The organism is Burkholderia sp. COPS (assembly GCF_019425585.1).
Taxonomy (GTDB): Bacteria; Pseudomonadota; Gammaproteobacteria; order Burkholderiales; family Burkholderiaceae; genus Burkholderia; species Burkholderia cepacia.
In genome coordinates this window covers 103,531-124,078 of sequence record NZ_WIXR01000002.1, presented here as the reverse complement: position 1 = coordinate 124,078, position 20,548 = coordinate 103,531, and the positions used below count along the sequence as shown (strand labels likewise).

At 68.6% G+C, this 20,548-nt stretch carries 16 protein-coding genes; 5 read left to right on the top strand and 11 right to left on the bottom strand.

What is annotated here, in order from left to right; translation table 11 throughout:
• Positions 1-52: 52 nt before the first annotated feature.
• The 11 genes from FOZ70_RS01115 to FOZ70_RS01065 form a co-directional block, all read right to left on the bottom strand.
• On the bottom strand, positions 53-1,522 hold the full coding sequence (locus FOZ70_RS01115; RefSeq protein WP_219704779.1) for an aldehyde dehydrogenase family protein: 1,470 nt from the start codon (positions 1,520-1,522) through the stop codon (positions 53-55).
• Between the two features lie 192 nt (positions 1,523-1,714).
• A complete protein-coding gene (locus FOZ70_RS01110) occupies positions 1,715-3,040 on the bottom strand; it encodes an FAD-binding oxidoreductase (protein WP_021156532.1) in 1,326 nt (441 codons plus the stop codon).
• Between the two features lie 2 nt (positions 3,041-3,042).
• Positions 3,043-3,777, bottom strand: coding sequence for a cupin domain-containing protein (locus tag FOZ70_RS01105; protein ID WP_219704778.1), 735 nt, complete (start codon positions 3,775-3,777; stop codon positions 3,043-3,045).
• A 91-nt stretch (positions 3,778-3,868) separates the two neighbouring features.
• Entirely contained in the window at positions 3,869-4,333 is a 465-nt protein-coding gene (locus FOZ70_RS01100) for an AraC family transcriptional regulator (protein WP_124475420.1), read from the bottom strand.
• A gap of 107 nt (positions 4,334-4,440) precedes the next feature.
• The gene (locus tag FOZ70_RS01095; protein WP_059485546.1) at positions 4,441-5,775 is read right to left on the bottom strand and encodes an FAD-binding oxidoreductase; all 1,335 of its coding nucleotides are present in this window, start codon (positions 5,773-5,775) and stop codon (positions 4,441-4,443) included.
• 140 nt (positions 5,776-5,915) lie between these two features.
• Positions 5,916-7,790, bottom strand: a complete 1,875-nt coding sequence (locus FOZ70_RS01090; RefSeq protein ID WP_059621353.1) for an ABC transporter ATP-binding protein — start codon at positions 7,788-7,790, stop codon at positions 5,916-5,918.
• Complete coding sequence (locus FOZ70_RS01085) at positions 7,790-8,749, bottom strand: ABC transporter permease (protein ID WP_021156526.1); 960 nt, start codon at positions 8,747-8,749, stop codon at positions 7,790-7,792. Before FOZ70_RS01085 ends, FOZ70_RS01090 begins: the two co-directional genes overlap by 1 nt.
• 30 nt (positions 8,750-8,779) lie before the next feature.
• Complete coding sequence (locus FOZ70_RS01080; protein WP_059485544.1) at positions 8,780-9,733, bottom strand: ABC transporter permease; 954 nt, start codon at positions 9,731-9,733, stop codon at positions 8,780-8,782.
• 79 nt (positions 9,734-9,812) lie between these two features.
• Positions 9,813-11,399 (bottom strand): ABC transporter substrate-binding protein, encoded by a 1,587-nt coding sequence (locus FOZ70_RS01075; protein ID WP_021156524.1) that lies wholly within the window; start codon positions 11,397-11,399, stop codon positions 9,813-9,815.
• Positions 11,400-12,124: 725 nt separating this feature from the next.
• Complete coding sequence (locus tag FOZ70_RS01070; protein WP_219704876.1) at positions 12,125-13,663, bottom strand: methyl-accepting chemotaxis protein; 1,539 nt, start codon at positions 13,661-13,663, stop codon at positions 12,125-12,127.
• Between the two features lie 174 nt (positions 13,664-13,837).
• Complete coding sequence (locus tag FOZ70_RS01065; protein WP_059492887.1) at positions 13,838-14,506, bottom strand: haloacid dehalogenase type II; 669 nt, start codon at positions 14,504-14,506, stop codon at positions 13,838-13,840.
• A 432-nt stretch (positions 14,507-14,938) separates the two neighbouring features.
• Here FOZ70_RS01065 and FOZ70_RS01060 point away from each other — a divergent pair, with 432 nt between their 5' ends.
• From FOZ70_RS01060 to FOZ70_RS01040, 5 genes are all read left to right on the top strand, one after another.
• Positions 14,939-15,799, top strand: a complete 861-nt coding sequence (locus FOZ70_RS01060; RefSeq protein ID WP_219704777.1) for a GNAT family N-acetyltransferase — start codon at positions 14,939-14,941, stop codon at positions 15,797-15,799.
• Between the two features lie 12 nt (positions 15,800-15,811).
• Positions 15,812-16,738 (top strand): glyoxylate/hydroxypyruvate reductase A, encoded by a 927-nt coding sequence (locus FOZ70_RS01055; RefSeq protein WP_059555402.1) that lies wholly within the window; start codon positions 15,812-15,814, stop codon positions 16,736-16,738.
• Between the two features lie 161 nt (positions 16,739-16,899).
• Entirely contained in the window at positions 16,900-18,300 is a 1,401-nt protein-coding gene (locus tag FOZ70_RS01050; RefSeq protein ID WP_219704776.1) for an aspartate aminotransferase family protein, read from the top strand.
• Positions 18,301-18,385: 85 nt separating this feature from the next.
• On the top strand, positions 18,386-18,877 hold the full coding sequence (locus FOZ70_RS01045) for a winged helix-turn-helix transcriptional regulator (RefSeq protein ID WP_006749694.1): 492 nt from the start codon (positions 18,386-18,388) through the stop codon (positions 18,875-18,877).
• A 105-nt stretch (positions 18,878-18,982) separates the two neighbouring features.
• Complete coding sequence (locus FOZ70_RS01040; protein WP_219704775.1) at positions 18,983-20,455, top strand: NAD-dependent succinate-semialdehyde dehydrogenase; 1,473 nt, start codon at positions 18,983-18,985, stop codon at positions 20,453-20,455.
• Positions 20,456-20,548: the final 93 nt, after the last annotated feature.

Here is a 20,548-nt window from a genome sequence, read left to right as displayed (position 1 = left end):
AGTAAGCGGCTTCCAGTCCGTGCTGCCGCCGCGTTCGCACGCAGCGGCTGCGTCAGTCGTAAAAGCCGATGATCGACTTGATTTCCATGTAGTCCTCCATCCCTTCGATCCCGTACTCGCGGCCGTTGCCCGACTGCTTGTAGCCGCCGAACGGCGCCTGCGGATCCCATGCCGGATAGTTCAGATGCACCTGTCCGGCCCGGATGCGGGCGGCCACCGCGCGCACGCTTTCGTGGTCGCTGCCCTGCACATGCGCGCCGAGCCCGTAAACCGTGTCGTTCGCGATGGCGATCGCTTCTTCCACGGTGTCGTAGGGAAGGATCGCGAGCACCGGACCAAAAATCTCCTGTTGCGCGATCGTCATGTCGGTGCGCACGTCGGAAAAAATGGTTGGCCGCGCGTAGAAGCCCCGGTCGAATCCCGCCGGCCGCCCCGGGCCGCCGGCGACGAGCTTCGCCCGTTCGTCGATGCCTGCGTCGATCATCTGCGCGACCCGCCCGAATTGCGCGCGATTGGCAAGCGGCCCATGCGTCGTTGCCTCGGCGAACGGATCGCCGACCACCAGCCGCTCCACCGCCGCGACGGCCAGCGCCTCGACCGCGCCGAGCGCGGCGCGCGGCACGATCATGCGGGTCGGCGCGCTGCACGACTGCCCCATGTTCCTGAATGCGGCGGCCACGCCGGGTGCGATCGCCTGCTGCAAGTCCGCATCCGGCAACACGATGTTGGGCGATTTGCCGCCGAGTTCCTGCGCGACGCGCTTGACGGTCGGCGCCGCTGCCTGCGCGACCAGCACGCCCGCGCGGGTCGACCCGGTGATCGACACCATGTCGACCTCCGGATGCGACGAAAGCGCGGAGCCGACCTCCGCACCATTGCCGCTCACCAGGTTGAACACGCCTGCCGGCACCCCCGCGTCGGCGATCACTTCCGCGAACAGCAATGCGCTGAGCGGCGACAGCTCGCTGGGTTTCAGGACGACCGTACAACCGGCCGCGAGCGCCGGGCCGACCTTCGCGGTGATCTGGTAGATCGGCCAGTTCCACGGTGTGATCAGCGCGCACACGCCGATCGGCTCGCGTACGATCGCGGTCGTCCCGCGTCGGGAAACGAATGGATAGCGCGCGAGATTGTCGCGCGCGACCCGGATATGCTCGGCCGCGAGCGGCACGTGCGCGGCGCGCGCATAGGCGATCGGCGCGCCCATCTCGGTGGCCAGCGCCATGGCGAACAGTTCCGTTCGCTCCAGCATCAACGTGTGGACGCGATCGAGCAGCGCGGCGCGCGCCTGCGGCGAAGTGGCCGACCACCGTTCGAACGCCCGGCGCGCGGCGGCGACGGCCCGGTCGGCGTCACGTGCGCTGCCGAGCGGGATGTCGCACACCGTGTCCTCGGTGGACGGGCACACGACCGCGAACCGGTCGCCGCCGTCGGGCAGGACCCAGTCGCCGTCGATGAAGAAACGATCCAGCCTGCCGGCCTGCATCAGGTGACGAACGGGGGAAATGACGGATGAATTCATTGCAGGATGTCCTTGAGGCGGTACTGCACGCCCGCGAACGGCACGAACGACGGTCTGCCGAAGCGGTCGGATATAACGGGCCGGTCGAAGCTTGTCGACGGGTTGAGATGGGCGCGTCCGTCGACCGTCCGTCGATGATTCGCGCCATCGGCATGACCACGGTTCGCGCCGTGGCCGCCATCGCCCCGCGTACTAGAAATCCGCGACCTTGCCCCACGCGGAATCGCTGAACCGTTCCGGCCGATACGGCACCGGGTCGACCAGCGGTTGCGCACCGGTCGCGAGATCCGCGATCAGATGCCCAGCGCCCGGCCCGATTCCGAAGCCGTGGCCGGAAAAACCCGCGGCAAGGATCAGCCCCGGCACACCCGGCACTTCGCCGATGCCCGGCACGCCGTCCGGCGTGCTGTCGACGAAGCCGGCCCATGCGTGCGTGATCTTCGCGTCGCGAAGTTCGGGAAACAGTTCGGCGGCGCGCCGGTAGGTTTCGTTGACCGTCGGCATGTCCGGTTTCGGATCCAGAATGCGGACCGCCTCCATCGGCGTCGGTTCATCGAGCTGCCAGCGCTTCAGCGTTTCATGCCCGCCGCGCACGCCTTCGAGCCAGCCCGGCAGAAGATTGCGCCAGCGCTTCGCGAACATCGGCAAGAACTGCGGCGCGAATCGCAGGAACTGCGGCGTCACGTCCACGCGCGCGCGACCGCTGATCGCGAGCGCGTAGCGTCCGTCGCTGCGGCGTGTCACGGACACGCCGGACGTATACATCGCATCCGGCAGCGGATGCTCGACAGGCGACACGCTCAGGATCGACTGACGGATCGACGCCTGCGGAAAGCGGATGCCGAGCTGGCGGCAGAACGACGACGCCCATGCGCCGCCGGCAAGCACGACCGTCCTGGTCTTGATGACACCGGCCTCCGTGACGACACCGCCGACACGCCCGCCCTCGAGTTCGATGCCGCGCGCCGCGCAGTGCTGGTGGACACTGCCGCCGAGCTTCATCAGCGCGGCGGCGACGGCCGGCGCGGCCTTCTCCGGGTCGGCCGTGCCGTCGGTCGGCGAAAAAACGCCGCCTTTCCACGTCCGTCCGGTCGCGTGTCCGCGCTCGGTGGCCTGTTTGCGGTCGAGCATGTACGTCGTCACGCCCGCGGTCTTCGCGAACTCGCCCCAGCTGGCCCAGCGCGACAGCTCGGCCTCGTCGTTACTCAGGTACAACAGCCCGCAGCGATGAAAGCCGGTGTCTTCGCCGGATTCGGCGGCGAATCGTTCCCACAGATCGATGCTCTTGCTCGCCATCGGCAATTCGCGTTCGTCGCGGTTCTGCTGCCGGCACCAGCCCCAGTTGCGGCTCGACTGCTCGGCACCGATTCGCCCCTTCTCGACGAGCGCGACCGATACCCCGCGCCGGGCCAGGTAATAGGCGGTAAAGACGCCGATGATGCCGCCGCCGATCACGACGACGTCGGCCGATGCCGGCGGCGTGGGCGAGGTTTCTATAAGGCGCAGCGGTGGGGACATGGTCAGTCTCGTTCGGTTGAGGCAGGTACGTTCTGCACGACGTAAAACTTCGCGACGCGTTCGCTGCTCTCCCACCCGATCGATGCGCCGCGCGGCACGAACAGCGCATCGCCGGTGCCGAGCGACAGCACGCTGCCGTCGGGGTCGGCGAACCGCACGCTGCCGGCCAGCAGGAGCATGAACTCGTTGACGCGATGCGGGCGAACGATCCGGTGATAGGGCGTCGAATCCCACGTACCGGCGCAATACCCGGCACCGTCGTCGAGGAACACGTTGTCGCTGCGGCATTGTGGTGCGGGGCCGAGCAGCACCTCGGGCGGCAGCGATGCGGAAGGCTTGAAGTCGGCGTCGGCCCGCAGTGGAAACAGGCCGTGTTTCGTCGGCGCCGTGCACGCGGCTGCGCAGAACATCAGCAACACGCGCGATTCCGCGCGGATGCGAACCGCCGTGCCGGCGCCGATGACTGCCCCTTCCCCCGGCCCGAGCACCAGCGGAGCGGCCCCGGCCGCTTCGAGCGTCAGCTCGCCTTCGATGACCGCGATCGTTTCGATGTGCGGAAAGCGCGCCACGTCGAGTTCGCCGACGAAGGCGATACGTCCCGCGGCCATCGAGTCGGGCCCTTCCCACGCGATCTCCCGATGTCGCGCAAAAGGATCGCCCTCGCCGAACGCCTGCTTGCGGAACGAGGTGGAACAAGGCGCGCCGTCGGCACGATGCAACACGAAAGCTGCGGTCATTTCTGCTCCTCTGCAGTGCGCGGCGGCCGGATCGAAAACCGTCGCGCAATATTGGAAATCTCCGTTCGCCGGCGAACCCGCCGGAATCCCGTCAGGTGTGCAAACCGCCTGCACTGGCGCCCGCGCGGCGTTCGGTGTGCGCGCGCGCCGACGTCGTGCGCGCCGATGCACCGCCCGGTCGCGCGACCACGCAAGCGCGCGGCGTGATCCCGAGCACCCGCCGAAAATGCCGGCACAGATGGCTCTGGTCGAAGAAACCGACGTCGGTCGCGACGACCGACGGCGCAACGCCGGCACGCAACAGGTCCTGCGCGCGCCGCACCCGGACGAGGCACAGATACCGGTGCGGGGACAACCCGGTTTCGCTGCGAAAGCGCGCGGTGAAACGCGATACGCTCAACCCGGCCACCGCCGCAAGCGTGTCGAGATTCAGCGGCTGCGCGAACGACGCGTCGATCGTGCGCAGCACATCGCCGATCGCCGGCGAGACGGGCCGCGCGACGCGCGGTGTGCATGGCGTCGAGTCTTCGACCGAATCGTGAATCAGGTCGAGCATGCTGGCAGTCCTCATGTCGCCGCCTGCGGTGTCACGCCCGGCAAGGCGGCGCCCGCTGACGGGCAAACGAAACGCGCTGTCATGTTGAATTCTCCCCGGCGCCCGCTTCAGTGCAGGAAATCCTGCACCCGGTAATACGCGCCGACGAACGGCAGGAACCACGCGTGCCCGAAATGCCCGGGCATCGCCGGCCAGTCGAGCTCGCGCCACGGATTCGAGGCCGTCGCGCCATACAGCACGTCGGCCATGACGCGGCCCATGTGCACCGACATCTGCACGCCGTGGCCGCTGTAGCCCATCGAGTAATAGAGCCCGTCGTGCTGGCCCGCGCGCGGCAGCCGGTCGGCGGTGATGTCTACCAGCCCGCCCCAGCAGTAGTCGAGCCGGACATCGGCCAGTTCCGGGAAATAACCGGCCATGCCGGCGCGCAGGATGTCGCCGCTTTTCGCGTCGGAGCGCGGGCTCGACATCGCGAAGCGGGCGCGGCCGCCGAACAGCAGCCGGTTGTCGGGCGTCACGCGGAAGTAGTTGCCGATCTGGCGCGACGTCACGTACGCACGGCGATGCGGCAACAGCCGGTTCAACTGCGCGTCGGCGAGCGGCTCGGTCACGACGATGAAGCTGCCAACCGGCGCAATGCGCCGTCGGAACCATCCGAACGGGCCGTGCTGCGATGCGCCGGTCGCGACGAGCACGCGATCGGCGACGATCCTGCCGCGCGTGCAGGTGATCGCGTGCCGCTCGCCGTCGAGCCGGTCCAGTTGCGTGACGGCCGCATGTTCGTAGACGCGTGCGCCCGCGCGCACCGCCGCGTGCGCAAGCCCGACACCGAACTTGCCCATGTGCATCTGCGCACCGTTGCGCTGCAGGAGCCCGCCGTAGAAGCCGTCGGACGCGACTTCATCGCGAATCCGCTCGGGTTCGATCAGTTCGATGTCCGGATCGACGTCGCGCCGCAACGCGTCGAACGTCTTCGCCAGCCCCGCGAAATGCTGCGGCTTCGCGGCGAGCTTCAGCTTGCCCGCGCGCCGGAAATCGCAGTCGATCGCGTGTTCGGCGACGATCGTCTCGACGCTCTTCACCGCGCTTTCGTATGCGCGATAGAACTGCTTCGCCGGCTCCGCGCCCATGCGCGCGGCCAATGACGCGTAATCCTGCGCGACGCCCGTGTTGCACTGGCCGCCGTTGCGGCCGGACGCTTCGCCCGCGACCTGCGCGGCTTCGAGCACGACCACCGATACGCCGCGCTGCGCCAGCGCGAGCGCCGCCGACAAGCCGGTAAAGCCGCCGCCGATCACGACCACGTCGGCGCGCCCTTCGACGGGGCCCTCGCAGCCCGCGCGAAATGCGGGGCGGGTATCCAGCCAGTACGATTCGAATTTCATCGGGTCCTTCTCGAGCTTGTCGGCGACGACGATCGGCTGCCGTTCATGGGAAATCATTTAATCACCATCAAAAACCGCAGTTGCCGCGTATTCGCGCACGGCACGCGCGCAAATCGCCGTTTTGTGCGACCGCCGCAGCAGACTATGCGGTGCGCCAGCCGCCGCGTCGCGCACGCCGAACGGCGGCGTGTCGCGCATCACAGCCGCACGGGCTGCACGGGCGCGACACCCGCCTGCGTCGGCTCGGCCTGGAAGCGCGCCAGGTCTTCCTCGTTGCGATGGCACAGCACCTGCGCGCCGTTGTCGAGCTTGCGCAGCACCGGGGGCGTCCGGTTGCAGACGCCGTCCACCCGCATCGCGCAGCGCGACAGGAACGGACACAGCTCGCCGTCGTCCGCGCGCTCGCCGATCGGCACCAGCGGCCGATGGCAGCGCTCGGCCGCATCGTCGAGCCAGCCCGCGCGCAGCTCCGGCGCGGACGACACGAGCAGGTGCGAATACGGGTGATAAGGCGGCGCGCACAACGCATCGCGGCTGCCCGTCTCCACGCGGCGGCCCGCATACAGCACGACGATGTCGTCGCTGATCGCGCGCACCTTCGCGATGTCGTGCGTGATGAACACGTAGGACACGCCGAGCTTCGCCTGCAGGTCTCGCAGCAGGTCCATGATCGCGGCGCCGACCACGGTGTCGAGCGCCGACGTGACTTCGTCGCACAGGATCAGGTCGGGTTCGGCCGCGAGCGCGCGCGCGAGGTTCACGCGCTGCTTCTGCCCGCCCGACAGCTCGCCGGTGCGCCGCGCGGCCACCGCCGGCGGCAGCCGCACGAGTTCGAGCAGCTCCGCGACGCGCTGCCGCGCACGCGCGCCCTTGATCCCGTGGTAGAACGCGAGCGGCCGCGCGAGCGTGCGCTCGACGGTATGCACCGGATTGAGTGCGGTGTCGGCGTTCTGGAACACGATCTGCACGCGGCGGTGCTGCTCCTTGGTGCGCTTGCCGATATCGCGCGCGAGCGGCTCGCCGTCGAGCAGGATCTTCCCGGCCGCCGCCGGCACCAGGCCCGCGATCACCTTGGCGAGCGTCGTCTTGCCGGAGCCCGATTCGCCGATCACGCCGACCGTCTGTCCGCGCCCGATGCGCAGGTCGACTTCGTTCAGGATCAGCTTCGCGGGCCAGCCCTTCGCGTTGCGGCCGCCGTAACCGGCGACCGCGCCGCGCACCTCGAGCAACGGCGCCGGGTCGGCCGGCGCCGGTTTCCCGTCGCGTTGCGCATCGTTCGGCGTGACCGCCGCGATCAGGCTCTGCGTGTACGGGTGTGCCGGTGCATGCAGGATCTGTTCGGTATCACCCGTCTCGCGGATCACGCCGTCGCTCAGCACGACGATCCGGTCGGCCATCTGCGCGACCACGGCCAGGTCGTGCGACACGTATACCGCGCTCATCCCGTAGCGCCGGATCACGCTCTTGAACGCCTGCAGCACGTCGATCTGCGTGGTGACGTCGAGCGCCGTGGTCGGTTCGTCGAGAATCACGAGCTCCGGATCGGTGATCAGCGCCATCGCGGCCATCAGCCGCTGCAACTGCCCGCCCGACACCTGGTGCGGATAACGCTTGCCGATCGTCTCCGGCTCCGGCAGCGCGAGCGCGCGGAACAGCTCGACCGCCTTTGCCTGCGCATCGCGCTTCGACATCGTCCGGTGAATCAGCGCGCTCTCGATCACCTGGTCGAGGATCGTGCGTGACGGGTTGAACGAGGCAGCCGCGCTCTGCGCGATATACGCGACCTTGCGGCCGCGCAGCGCGGCCAGGCCCGACGCCGACAGCCTGCACACGTCCGTGCCGCCGATCTTCACCGAGCCGCCGGCGATCCGGCAGCCGGTGCGCGCGTGGCCCATCAGCGACAGCGCAATCGTCGTCTTGCCCGAGCCGGACTCGCCGATCAGCGCGAGCACCTCGCCGCGCCCGATCTCGAAGTCGACGTCGTGGACGATCGTCGTTTCCGCGGCGCCCGGGCGACCGCCGACAACGCGCAGCCCGCGCACCTCGACGAGCGGAGTCGATTGATCTCGCATCAGTGTTCTCCGGCGGCCGCGGCCGCACCCTTGCGGCGGCCGCGATGCGGCAGACCGTCGATCAACAGGTTGACGCCCACCGTCAGGATCGCGATCGCGACCGCGGGCATGATCGCGACAGCCGAACCGTCGCCGAGGCTCGCGATGTTCTCGCGCACGAGCGAGCCGAGGTCCGCATACGGCGGCTGCACGCCGAGCCCGAGAAAGCTCAGGCCGCTCAGCAGCAGCACGACGAACGTGAAGCGCAGGCCCGTATCGGCGAGCATCGGATGAATCATGTTCGGCAGCATCTCGACGCACGCGATGTACAGCGCGCTTTCGCCGCGCGCCTTCGCGACCTGCACGAATTCGAGCGTGCTGATGTTGACCGCCAGCGCGCGCGCGATCCGGTACGAGCCCGGCATGTAGCTGACCGCGGCGGTCAGGACCAGCAGCGGCAGCGACGAGCCGAACGCGGCGACGAACATCAGCGCGAACATCTTCGACGGAATCGACGTGAGCGCGTCGAGCAGCCGGCTCATCGTCTCGTCGACCGCGCGGCCCGACACGGTCGCGAGCAGCCCGAGCGTCGTGCCGGTCAGCGCGGCGAGCAGCACCGCGGCGAGCGCGAGCAGCACGGTCAGACGCGTGCCGTACAGGATCCGGCTCAGCATGTCGCGGCCGAGAAAGTCGGAGCCGAACGGCAGCTTCGCGCTGAACCGCGCGAACACGTCCGGCGTGACGATCGCGCCCACGTCGTGCGGCGCGAGCAGCGGGGCGAACACCGCGATGAACAGCATCAGCCCGACCATCGACAGCCCGACACGGCCGCCGGCCGTCAAGTCGATGCGTGCGGCACGGCGCTTGCGCGGCTGGTCGGGAGCCGGGGCGGCGGGCGGCGTCGCGCCGCCCCACGGCGGGCGCGGTTCGCCGGACGGCGGCAGCGTGTTGCTGCGTTGAACGGGGTCGGTCGGGTGCATGGGCGGCATCTCGGAAGAAGAACGGGACGGTCAGGTCCGCAGTCGCGGGTTCGACACGATCGAGCACAGGTCGGCGAACAGCACGAGCGTCAGGTAGGCGACGCAGAAGATCATCGTGCACGCCTGGACCAACGGGAAATCGCGGTTGCTGACGGCGTCGACCATCAGGCTCGCGAGGCCCGGATAGTTGAAGATCGTCTCGACGACGATCACGCCGCCGAGCAGATACGACAGGCTCAACGCGATCGCATTGGCGATCGGGCCGATCGCGTTCGGCAACGCATGGCGCAGCACGACGCGTGCAGGGCTCGCGCCCTTGAGCACGGCCATCTCGACATACGACGCGCTCAGCTGCTCGATCACCGCGGCGCGCGTCATGCGTGCCATCTGCGCGATCACGACCGCGCACAGCGTCAGCACCGGCATCGCATACGCACGCAGGAAATCGTGCAGGCTGTCGATCTCGCCGCTGTACGACAACGCGGACAGCCAGCGCAGCTTCACGGCGAACACGAGCACGGCGACGGTCGCGATCAGGAACTCCGGCGTCGCGACGAGCGACAGCGTGCCGAGACTGATCACGCGGTCGACCAGCGACTCGCGCTTGACCGCCGCGAGGATGCCGAGCAGCAGCGCGATCGGCACCGACACGGCGGTCGTGATCGCCGCAAGCGTGAGCGACTTCGGCAGGCGTCCGCCGATCATCTCCGACACCGGCATGTCGCCGGACAGCGAACGGCCGAAATCGCCGTGCATCAGGCCGGCGAGCCAGTGCGCGTAACGCACGTGCGCGGGCATGTCGAGGCCGAACTGCTGGCGCAGCGCGGCAACCGTCTCCGGGGTCGCCGACTGGCCGAGCGCGGCCTGCGCGGCGTCGCCGGGCAGCAGGTTCGTGATCGTGAAGATGATCGCGGACACGATCAGCAACGTCAGCGCGGTGACCGCGATGCGTCGGACGATCAGGCCGATGAGAATTCGGTTCATGAAGCGACACTCCCGAAAAGACCGCGCGTGGCCGGCGCGGTCGCCCGCACCGGCCGCACGGCGGCCGCCAGCAACGACGTCACGCGTTCCACCACACGTGCTCGGCGAACATGAAGCCCATCATCCCGCCGGTCGGGATCGAACCGAGACCGGCGAGCCGCTTGTCATAACCGTCGAGGAAGCTGATGAAAGCCGGAATGCCGACCCGCCCCTGCTGCGCCACGATCACCTGCATGTCGCCGTACATCTGCTTGCGCTTCGCGTCGTCGGTTTCCGAACGCGCGGCGAGCAGCAGCTGGTCGAACTTCGCGTTCTTCCAGCCCGACTCGTTCCACGGCGCATCCGACTTGAAGAACTGCGTGAACAGCACGTCGGCGCTCGAGCGCGGGTTGATGTTGCCGAAGGTGAGCGGGTGCTTCATCCAGTGGTTCGACCAGTAGCCGTCGGGCGACGCGCGGTTGACCTGCAGGTTCAGCCCGATCTTCTGGCCGGCCTGCTGCAACAGCACGGCCATCTCGACCGACCCGTTCGCGTCGGACGTCGCATACATCGGCGGCAGCGTGACGCCCAGCGCGCCCGCCTTCTGGAGCAGGAATTTCGCCTTGTCCGGATCGTGCGCGCGCTGCGGCAGCGACGCGTTGAAGTAACGATGCCCCGGCGGAATCGGCTGGTCGTTGCCGATCACCGAGTAGCCGCGGAACACCGCCGAGCGGATCTGCTCGCGATCGAACAGGTACTTCATCCCTTCGACGAAATCGGGATTCGAGACGATCGGGTTGTCGCTGCGCATGATCAGGTCGGTATAGAGGCCCGACTTGGTTTCCTTCAGCGCGTAGCCCGGCGTCGACGAGACCCGCTGCGTCGAGCGCGGATCGATCGCGTTGATCAGGTGCACGTCGCCCGACAGCAGCGCGTTCAGGCGCGCGGCGCTGTCGCCGATGCCGATCAGCTCGATCTCGTCGAGATACGGCCGGCCCGGCTTGAAGTAGCTGTCGTTGCGCACGCCGACGGTCGACACGCCCGGCTTGAACGATTTGAGCTTGTAAGGGCCGCAGCCGATGCCGGTGCTGAAGTCGGTCGTGCCGTCCTTGACGATCACGAGCTGCGGCGTTGCGAGAATCACCGGCAGATCGGCATTCGCGCTGACCAGCGTGAGCGTGACTTCGTCCGGGCCGCTTGCCTTCGCGTCGGCGAACTGGTCGGCGAGCGGCTTGACCTTCGATGCGGTGGCGGCGTTCTTGTGGCGCATCAGCGAATACACCACGTCGGCCGGGCCGACCGACTTGCCGTCGTGGAACGTGACGCCCTTGCGCAGCTTGATGACCCACGTCTTCGCATCGGTGGTCTGCAGCGACTCGGCGAGGTTCATCTGCGGCGTCAGGCTCGCGTCGAGCTGCGTGAGGCCGCTGTAGAACATGAAGAAGCGAATGTAGTCGGCGCCGGTCGAGCCCTTGGCCGGGTCGAGCGTATCGGCCGTCGAACCGGATTCGTTCGCGACCCGGATCTTGCCGCCGCGTTTCGCCGCGGGCGCCGCGAATGCGGACGCGGGGTTCATCAGGAGTCCGCCGGCGCCGGCGGCCATCATGCCGCTCGCCGCCATGACCTTCATCATGTCGCGGCGAGTGAAACCACCGTTGCCGCCGCCGTTGTCGATATCGTCGCTCATCCGAACTGCTCCTGACTGTTGAAAGTGGGTCCTGGGGTCCAGCGTGGTTCTCGAATCCCGCAGTGCCCGCTTGCTGGTGGCGGGCGCAACGTCGTACACATGCAATTCATTTAAGCATCGCCAAAATGCGGTTTGTCGCGATTCGGCCCGCCCGCACGATACGAATCGACCGTTTTGAACCGCCCGCGCAGCATGAATTGCTGCGTGCGCCCACGTGTCGCCGTGTGCCCGGCGGCGTGTCGCGGCGGCTGCCCAACCCGTGTCGATGCAGGAAATCGTAAGGCCGCAGCCGCCGCAGATTGCGCCGACAAAATTGTCCGTTCGGCATCCGGCGCGCGTTTGGCACACGCAAACCGCACGTTTGTGTCGAATGCGTGTCCGCATGCCGATGACGGCTGAAACGCACGGTGTATTGCGGCAGATCGCCGCATGCACGGGCGTCGACGGTGGGGATCGCGACGGGACGTCGCGCGGGAAAGTTCAGAAGAATGCCGCTCGATCGGAACGGCTTGGCGGCAAGACGGGAGGATGACGGGGCCGCCGGGAAACCGGACCCTTGCAGTCGTGCAGTCGTGCAGTCGTGCAGTCGTGCAGTCGTCAGGAATCGTATCGCCATGCGGCGACGCGCGCGTCACCGGCATGTCGGCGCGCACGCCGGGCGCATGCCGGCGCGGCGCGAAGCAGGCGCAATGATGCGCTGGCCGGCAGTGAGCGGCGCGAAGCCGTCAGGCAGCGAGCCGGAATACCGATACGGCGGCCCGCAGGCGCGCCGCCTGCTCGTCCAGCGACGAAGCGGCCGCCGCCGCCTGCTCGACGAGCGCGGCGTTCTGCTGGGTGACTTCGTCCATTTGCGCGACCGCCAGCCCGATCTGTTCGATGCCGGTGCTTTGCTCGGCCGACGCCGCTGAAATCTCGCCCATGATGCCGGCCACCCGGTCGATCGACCGGACGATCTCCGTCATGCGCTCGCCGGCCGTCTCGACGAGCCGGCTGCCGCTGCCGGCCCGCTCGACCGACGCGTCGATCAAGCCCTTGATGTCCTTCGCGGCCGCGGCGCTGCGTTGCGCGAGCGAGCGGACTTCCGACGCGACGACGGCGAACCCGCGCCCCTCCTCGCCGGCCCGCGCGGCTTCCACCGCGGCGTTGAGCGCGAGAATGTTGGTCTGGAATGCGATGCTTTCGATCACGACGGTAATGTCGGCGATCCGCACCGACCCATCCGAGATCTGCCGCATCGTTTCGACGACCGCCTGCACGGCGGCGCCGCCGAGTTCGGTCGCATCCTTGGCCTGGGCCACGAGCGCATTCGCCTGGCGCGCGTTGTCGGCGTTCTGTTTGACCGTGGACGTGATCTGCTCCATGCTCGCCGCCGTTTCCTGCAGCGACGCGGCCTGCTGCTCCGTGCGCTGCGACAGATCCAGGTTGCCTTGCGCGATCTCGCCGGTGCCGGTGGCGATCGAGTGGGTCGTGGTCTGGATCTCGGCGATGGTGTCGGTCAGCCGCGCCTTCATGTCGCCGAGCGCGACGAGCAGGCTGCCGGGCGCGGCGTGCGCCGTATCGAACTGCACGTCCAGTTCGCCGGCCGCGATGCGGGCGGCGATCTGCGTCGCATGCGCGGGCTCGCCGCCCAGCGTGCGCCTGACGCTGCGCAGCACGCCCCAGGCGATGGCCGCAAGCGTCGCGGCGATGACGAGCGCGACGGCGCCGAGCACCATCGCGAGCCGGCCAAACGCCGCGTTGATGTCGTCGTAGAAAAATCCGGTGCCGATCCACCAGTTCCAGTCCGGAATCGCGACCACGCCCTGCAGCTTCGGCTCCAGGTCCGCGTCCGGGCTACGCTTGATCAGCACGTCGACGAGCGCGAAATGCGCCTGCGCCATCCCCGCGCGGTACGCCTCGCTGTCGGTCATGCCGCTGGTCGTGCGGTTGCCTTTCGCGCGCGTGCCGATGAATTTCGCGTTCGGGTGCACGAGGTTGACGCCGTCGGACGTCGTGACCCAGAAGTAGCTCTTCGAATTCGCGTTGAGCGCGGCCAGCGCGGCCTTGGCCTGCTGCTGCGCCTGCTCCTGCGTGAGCGTGCCGCTCGTCTGCAGCGCGCGATACGAATCGACCAGATGCTCGGCCTTGGTCAGCAGAATGACGATCTCTTCGCGGCGGCTGTCGATCAGCGCGTCGCGCAGCGTGTGCAGCGACAACGCGGCGAGCAGGACGACGCCGAGCAGCGCCGCGGCGACGAGCATCAGCAGTTTGGTGGACAACTTCATGCGAGGGCCTCGAAATATTAACCGTTCGGTACATATATCGGCCGGGGTGGCCCCGCCTTGAACGACTCGATATCGGTAATTACCCTCGTTTCGTACGCTGATCGAACGCGTGACGGGGCGCGCCGGCATCGCGGCCGCGTCCCGTCGCACGATGGATCGGCCGGCCCCGGCGGCTTACAGGCCGAGCTGCGTCGCGAGATGGCCGATATCCGACACTTCGTAATAGTTGTAGAACGGCGTGCCCGGCTCGTGGCCGCGATTGACGAACGCCTTGTGCTTGATGCCCAGATCCTCGGCCGTCATCAGGTCGTAGCGCAGGCTCGACGACACGTGCAGCACGTCCTCGGGCTTGCAGCCGAGCTTGCCGAACATGTACTCGAAGCCCTGCATCCGCGGCTTGTACGACTGCGCCTGCTGCGCGGTGAACACCGCATGGAACGGCGCGCCGAGCTTGTCGACGTTGCTCATGATCTGCTCGTCCATCGCGTTCGACAGGATCACGAGCTTGTACTTCGTCGCGAGCCGCGACAGACCCGCCGGCACGTCCGGATGCGGGCCCCACGTCGGCACCGCATGATAGAAGCGCTCGGCCTCGGCCTCGTCGAACTTCACGCCGACGCGCGTGCAGGTGCGCCGGATCGCGTTGACGACGACGTCGCGGTACGGCTTCCACGCGCCGAGTACCTCGTCGAGCCGGTAAGCGGCGAACGCACGCACGAAATCCTCCATCGCGACCGGCGAGAGCCGGTCCGCGTAGATCTCGCGCGCCAGGTCCGCCATCTGGAAGCGGGTCAGCGTGCCGTAGCAGTCGAACGTGATGTACTTCGGTTCAAATTGGATCATGGTGACGTCCTGTCGGTGTGAAGCCCCGGCAGGGCCGGGGACGGGCTGGGGTGGTACGAAATTGAATCAGGGCAAAAAACCCGGCGCACGTCGTTCGACGCCGCCCAAAACGCAGAATCGCCGCGTGTTGCGCGGCGCGGGCAGCACGATCTGCGGCGCTTGCCGGCGCGGCCCCGCCGCACCGGCGGGGCGGCTCGCCGGCAAGCGGCCGCGACACCGGTGCTTTCATCGTAGTGCCGTTCCCACAGCAGGCGCTGTCGGATTGACGGGCCGCGGCGGCACGATCCGCGCGTTCGCACGCGCCGATCGAGCCGGTTTGCGTCGATCTTGCGCGACCGCCCGCCGTCGCCGGAAAACAGGCGAATCATCCTATCCGTGCCGCGGTGTCGCTGGCAGAGTCGATATGTCATTCCTACCCATCCGGAGTCCAGCGTGTCCGATCTCAACCCTTCCCGCACGCTTATCTATCGTCGGTTCGCCGAAACCGACCTGCCCGCCGCGCATCGTCTGTCGGAAGCAGTCAAGTGGCCGCACCGGCTCGACGACTGGCGCTTCGTGCTCCAGCTCGGCGACGGCTTCGTCGCCGAGGACGAAACCGGCATCGTCGGTACCGCGCTCGGCTGGCGCTTCGGCGAAGCGCACGCATCGCTCGGCATGGTCATCGTGTCGCCCGAGCACCAGGGCCGCGGCATCGGGCGCGAACTGCTCACCCGCGTGGTCGACAGCTTCGGCACGCGAACCATTTTTCTGCACGCGACGCCGGCCGGCGAGCCGCTGTACGCGAAATTCGCGTTCGAGGTGATCGATACGATCGACCAGCACCAGGGTGCCGCCTTCCAGCCGCCGCTGATATCGCTGCCGCCCGGCGAGCGCCTGCGGCCCATCGGCGCAAACGACGGCCCGCGACTTGCCGCGCTCGCGTCGCGGGCCGCGGGTTATCGACGCGACGAGGTGATCGAGGCGCTGCTCGGCGTCGCGAACGGCATCGCCCTCGATCGCGACGGCGAACTGCTCGGCTTCGCGCTGTTCCGACGCTTCGGCCGCGGCCATGCGATCGGCCCGGTGGTCGCGCCGGACGCGCAGCGCGCGCAGGCGCTGATCAGCCACTGGCTCGCGCTGCACGAAGGGAAGTTCGTGCGGCTCGACGTGCCGGGCGACAGCGGGCTGTCCGACTGGTTGCAGGGGCTCGGGCTGCCGCGCGTCGATACCGTCGTCGCGATGGCGCGCGGCGCAACGCCCGCGCGCGACCCGGCGCTGCGGGCGTTCGCGATCGTGAACCAGGCCCTCGGTTGAGCGGTACCCACGATGAGCTTTCTCTACAAGGCCGACCCGGTGCGCGGTGCGCAATGGGCACAGCGCTTCGCGCAGCAGGCGCCCGAGCTGCCGTTCCGGATCTGGCCGGACCTCGGCGATCCTGAAGCCGTCCGTTATCTCGCCGCGTGGCAGCCGCCCGACGATCCGGCCACGCTGCTGCCGAATCTCGAAGTCGTGTTCTCGGTCGGCGCCGGCATCGATCAGTTCGACCTGTCGCGCGTGCCGGCGCATATCCCGGTCGTGCGGATGATCGAGCCGGGCATCGTCGAAGGCATGGTCGAGTACGTGACGCAGGCCGTGCTGACGATCCACCGCGACCTGCTCGACTACGCGGCGCAGCAGCGCGCGCAAGTGTGGCGCGAGCAGCCGGTGCGCGCGGCCGCGTCGCGGCGCGTCGGCGTGCTCGGGCTCGGCACGCTCGGCCAGGCCGTGCTCGATACGCTGCGCCGCTTCGGCTTCCCGTGCGCCGGCTGGAGCCGCACGCCGCGCACGCTCGACGGCATCGACTGCTACGCGGGCGACGCGGCACTCGACGCGTTCCTCGCCCGCACCGACATCCTGATCTGCCTGCTCCCGCTCACCGACGATACGCGCGGGCTGCTCGGCGCACGCGTGTTCGATGCGCTGCCGGCGGGCGCGTCGCTCGTGCAGGTCGGGCGCGGCCCGCAGCTCGACGAAACCGCGCTGCTCGCGGGGCTCGCGAGCGGGCGGCTCGACAGCGCGATCCTCGACGTAACGGACCCCGAACCATTGCCGGCCGGCCATCCGTTCTGGACGCATCCGCGCATCCGGATCACGCCGCACATCGCGAGCGCGACGCGGCCGGACACCGCGGTCGAGGCCGTGCTCGCGAACCTCGCGCGCCATCGCGCGGGGCAGCCGATGATCGGCGTCGTCGATCGCGCGCGCGGCTACTGACGCGTGCGCCCGGGCCGGCGGGGCGCGCAGCAGAAAATGCCGCAGCGCCCCGCACAAACGCCGCGTTCGTATGTTTCAGACTGCAAATTGAAAACGCATGAGGATGGCTCGCCCGGTAGCATGAACTCATCGCTGACACCCGACGAGAGTCCCGCCCTGCCATGAACCACGCCGCGCTGATCGAAGCTGATCGTCAACACCTGATCCACCCCGTCGTCAACTATCGTGCGCACGAGGCGCGCGGCGTCACCGTGCTCGAATCCGCCGACGGCGTGTTCCTGCGCGACGCCGCGGGCCACACGCTGCTCGATGCGTTCTCGGGCCTGTGGTGCGTCAACGTCGGCTACGGCCGCGACAGCATCGTGAAGGCCGCCGCCAGCCAGTTGGCGAAACTGCCCTACGCGACCGGTTATTTCCATTTCGGCTCGCAGCCCGCGATCGAGCTGGCCGAACGGCTCGCGGCGCTCGCGCCGCCGTCGCTGAACCGCGTGTACTTCACGCTCGGCGGCTCGGACGCGGTCGATTCCGCGATCCGCTTCATCACGCACTATTTCAACGCGACCGGCCGCCCGTCGAAGAAGCAGATGATTGCGCTCGAGCGCGGTTATCACGGCTCGTCGTCGGTCGGCGCGGGCCTCACCGCGCTGCCCGCGTTCCACCGCCATTTCGACCTGCCGCGCGCGGACCAGCACCACATTCCGTCGCCCTACCCGTACCGCCATCCGCTCGGCGGCGATCCGCAGGCGCTGATCGCCGCGTCGGTGGCCGCGCTGGAAGCCAAGGTTGCCGAACTCGGTGCCGACAACGTCGCCGCGTTCTTCTGCGAACCCGTGCAGGGTTCCGGCGGCGTGATCGTGCCGCCGGCCGGCTGGCTGAAGGCGATGCGCGACGCGTGCCGGCGCCTCGGCATCCTGTTCGTCGCCGACGAGGTGATCACCGGCTTCGGCCGCACGGGCCCGCTGTTCGCGTGCGAGACCGAACAGGTCGATCCGGACCTGATGACCGTCGCGAAGGGGCTGACGGCCGGCTATGCGCCGATGGGCGCGGTGCTGATGTCCGACGAAGTCTACGAAGGGATCGCGGGCAGCCGTGCCGAGTCGGCCGCGGTCGGGCACGGTCATACGTATTCCGCGCACCCGGTCAGCGCGACGATCGGCCTCGAGGTGCTGAAGCTCTATCACGAAGGCGGACTGCTCGCGAACGGCCAGGCGCTGGCGCCGCGCTTCGCGGCGGGGCTCGATGCGCTGCGCGCGCATCCGCTCGTCGGCGACGCGCGGTCGGCCGGCCTGCTCGGCGCACTCGAGCTGGTCGCCGACAAGGCGCACAAGACGCGCTTCGACGCGACGCTGAACGTGCCGGACAAGATCGCGGCGGCCGCCTACGCGAACGGCGTGGTGTTTCGCGCGTTCGGCGACGGCGTGCTCGGCTTCGCGCCGGCACTGAGCTTCACCGCGGGCGAGTTCGACCTGATGTTCGAACGCGTGCGCAAGACGCTCGACGACGTGCTGGCCGATCCGGGCGTGCAGCGCGCCCTCGACGCCGCGCACGCGCAGCCGGCCTGACCGGCCAAGGGAAAGCCGGGCTTGTGGCGGCCATCGTTCGACTCTAAAGTAACCGGACATTCCATTTTTTCCGACTCACGTGAACATGACGGACAGCAAGCTGGATCGCATCGACCTGCGCATCCTCTCCCAGTTGCAGAAGCGCGGCCGCATGACCAACGTCGAGCTGGCGGATGCGGTCGGGCTGTCGCCGAGCCCCTGCCTGATCCGCGTGAAGCGGCTCGAGAAGGCCGGCTACATCGGCGGCTACGGCGCGCACATCCAGCTCGAGAAGCTCGGCGACGTGCAGGTCGTGTTCACCGAGGTCACGCTGGCCGACCACCGGCGCGAGGACTTCGACCGCTTCGTCGCGGCGATCCGCAACGTCGACGAGATCGTCGAATGCCACCTCGCGAGCGGCGGCTACGACTATCTGCTGAAGTTCATCACGCGCAGCGTCAGCCATTACCAGACGATCGTCGAAGGGCTGCTCGAGCAGAACATCGGCATCGAGAAGTATTTCAGTTACGTGATCATCAAATCGCCGTTCGTCAAACGGCACTACCCGCTCGAATCGCTGTTCGGCGAACGTCACTGACGGGCGGCCTGCGGCACCCGCGAACGCGGCAACGTGCTGTCCGCGCGGGGTAGTCGCGCGCCCGCGCCTTCGCCTTCGCCGATCCGCTTCCTCCAAGGACCTGTCATGCCGCTTACGCTGTCCCGAACCGAACTCGTTCGCACCGCCAACCTGATCGACGGAACGTGGCGCGACGCGCTCGACGGCCGTCGCTTCGACGTCGTCGATCCCGCGACGCTCGACATCGTCGCACACGCACCCGACAGCGGCGCCGCCGACGCGCGCGCCGCGACGGACGCGGCCGCACGCGCGCTGCCCGCATGGCGCGCGACCCCCGCCCGCGAACGGGCGGCGATCCTGCGCGCATGGCATGCCGCGATCGTCGCGCATACCGACGATCTCGCGAAACTGATGTCGCGCGAACAGGGCAAACCGCTCGCGGAAGCGCGCGGTGAAGTCGCATACGGCGCGTCGTACGTGCTGTGGTTCGCCGAGGAAGCGACACGCACGTATGGCGACCTGATTCCGCAGCAGCAGCGCGGCAAGCGGCTGAGCGCGGTGAAGGAGCCGATCGGCATCGTCGCCGCGATCACGCCGTGGAACTTCCCGCTCGCGATGATCGCGCGCAAGATCGCGCCCGCCCTCGCGGCCGGCTGCACGGTGGTCGCGAAACCGGCGGAGGACACGCCGCTGACCGCGCTCGCGCTCGCGTTTCTCGCGCAGGAAGCCGGCGTGCCGCCCGGGGTGCTGAACCTGATCGCCGCATCGCGCGAACGGGGCATCGATGCGGTGGCCGACTGGCTCGCCGACGGCCGCGTGCGCAAGATCACGTTCACCGGCTCGACGCCTGTCGGCAAGCTGCTCGCGCGCGAATCGGCGGCGACGTTGAAGAAGCTGTCGCTGGAGCTCGGCGGCAACGCGCCGTTCATCGTGTTCGACGACGCCGAGCTCGATGCAGCGGTCGACGGGCTGATGGCCGCCAAGTTCCGCAACGGCGGGCAGACGTGCGTGTCGCCGAATCGCGTCTACGTGCAGGCCGGCGTCTACGACGCATTCGCCGCGAAGCTCGCCACGCGCGTCGCCGCGCTGAAGGTCGCGCCGGCGACCGACCCTGCCGCGCAGATCGGCCCGATGATCAACGCGCGCGCAGTGGACAAGATTGCCCGCCACGTCGGCGACGCCATCGAGCGCGGCGCGCGCGTGCTCGCCGGCGGCAAGCGTCTGGTCGAACTCGGTGCGAACTATTACGCACCGACGGTGCTCGCCGACGCCACCGCCGACATGCAGCTGACCTGCGAGGAAACCTTCGGCCCGGTCGCCGCGCTGTTTCGCTTCGACACCGAGGACGAAGCGGTCGATGCCGCGAACGACACGCCGTTCGGGCTCGCCGCGTATTTCTACACGCAGGACGTGCGGCGCATCGCGCGCGTGTCGGCACGGCTCGAAACGGGCATCGTCGGGATCAACGAAGGCGCGCTCGCGAGCGAGGCCGCACCGTTCGGCGGCGTGAAGGAGTCGGGTTATGGTCGCGAGGGCTCGCGCTACGGGCTCGACGATTATCTGTCGATCAAGTACCTGTGCCAGGGCGGGCTCGACTGATCGGATGAATCCGGGCCGTCCGCGAGGCGGCCCTCGCCGCGCCCCGTCGTCAGGCACGCGTTGACATCGGAACCGATCGGTCCATATAATGCA

Excerpts from the sequence above, each read along its gene's own strand:
- FOZ70_RS01115 (WP_219704779.1), bottom strand. The coding sequence starts at position 1,522 with ATGAATTCATCCGTCATTTCCCCCGTTCGTCACCTGATGCAGGCCGGC.
- FOZ70_RS01110 (WP_021156532.1), bottom strand. The coding sequence starts at position 3,040 with ATGTCCCCACCGCTGCGCCTTATAGAAACCTCGCCCACGCCGCCGGCA.
- FOZ70_RS01105 (WP_219704778.1), bottom strand. The coding sequence starts at position 3,777 with ATGACCGCAGCTTTCGTGTTGCATCGTGCCGACGGCGCGCCTTGTTCC.
- FOZ70_RS01100 (WP_124475420.1), bottom strand. The coding sequence starts at position 4,333 with ATGCTCGACCTGATTCACGATTCGGTCGAAGACTCGACGCCATGCACA.
- FOZ70_RS01095 (WP_059485546.1), bottom strand. The coding sequence starts at position 5,775 with ATGATTTCCCATGAACGGCAGCCGATCGTCGTCGCCGACAAGCTCGAG.
- FOZ70_RS01090 (WP_059621353.1), bottom strand. The coding sequence starts at position 7,790 with ATGCGAGATCAATCGACTCCGCTCGTCGAGGTGCGCGGGCTGCGCGTT.
- FOZ70_RS01085 (WP_021156526.1), bottom strand. The coding sequence starts at position 8,749 with ATGCACCCGACCGACCCCGTTCAACGCAGCAACACGCTGCCGCCGTCC.
- FOZ70_RS01080 (WP_059485544.1), bottom strand. The coding sequence starts at position 9,733 with ATGAACCGAATTCTCATCGGCCTGATCGTCCGACGCATCGCGGTCACC.
- FOZ70_RS01075 (WP_021156524.1), bottom strand. The coding sequence starts at position 11,399 with ATGAGCGACGATATCGACAACGGCGGCGGCAACGGTGGTTTCACTCGC.
- FOZ70_RS01070 (WP_219704876.1), bottom strand. The coding sequence starts at position 13,663 with ATGAAGTTGTCCACCAAACTGCTGATGCTCGTCGCCGCGGCGCTGCTC.
- FOZ70_RS01065 (WP_059492887.1), bottom strand. The coding sequence starts at position 14,506 with ATGATCCAATTTGAACCGAAGTACATCACGTTCGACTGCTACGGCACG.
- FOZ70_RS01055 (WP_059555402.1), top strand. The coding sequence starts at position 15,812 with ATGAGCTTTCTCTACAAGGCCGACCCGGTGCGCGGTGCGCAATGGGCA.
- FOZ70_RS01050 (WP_219704776.1), top strand. The coding sequence starts at position 16,900 with ATGAACCACGCCGCGCTGATCGAAGCTGATCGTCAACACCTGATCCAC.
- FOZ70_RS01045 (WP_006749694.1), top strand. The coding sequence starts at position 18,386 with ATGACGGACAGCAAGCTGGATCGCATCGACCTGCGCATCCTCTCCCAG.
- FOZ70_RS01040 (WP_219704775.1), top strand. The coding sequence starts at position 18,983 with ATGCCGCTTACGCTGTCCCGAACCGAACTCGTTCGCACCGCCAACCTG.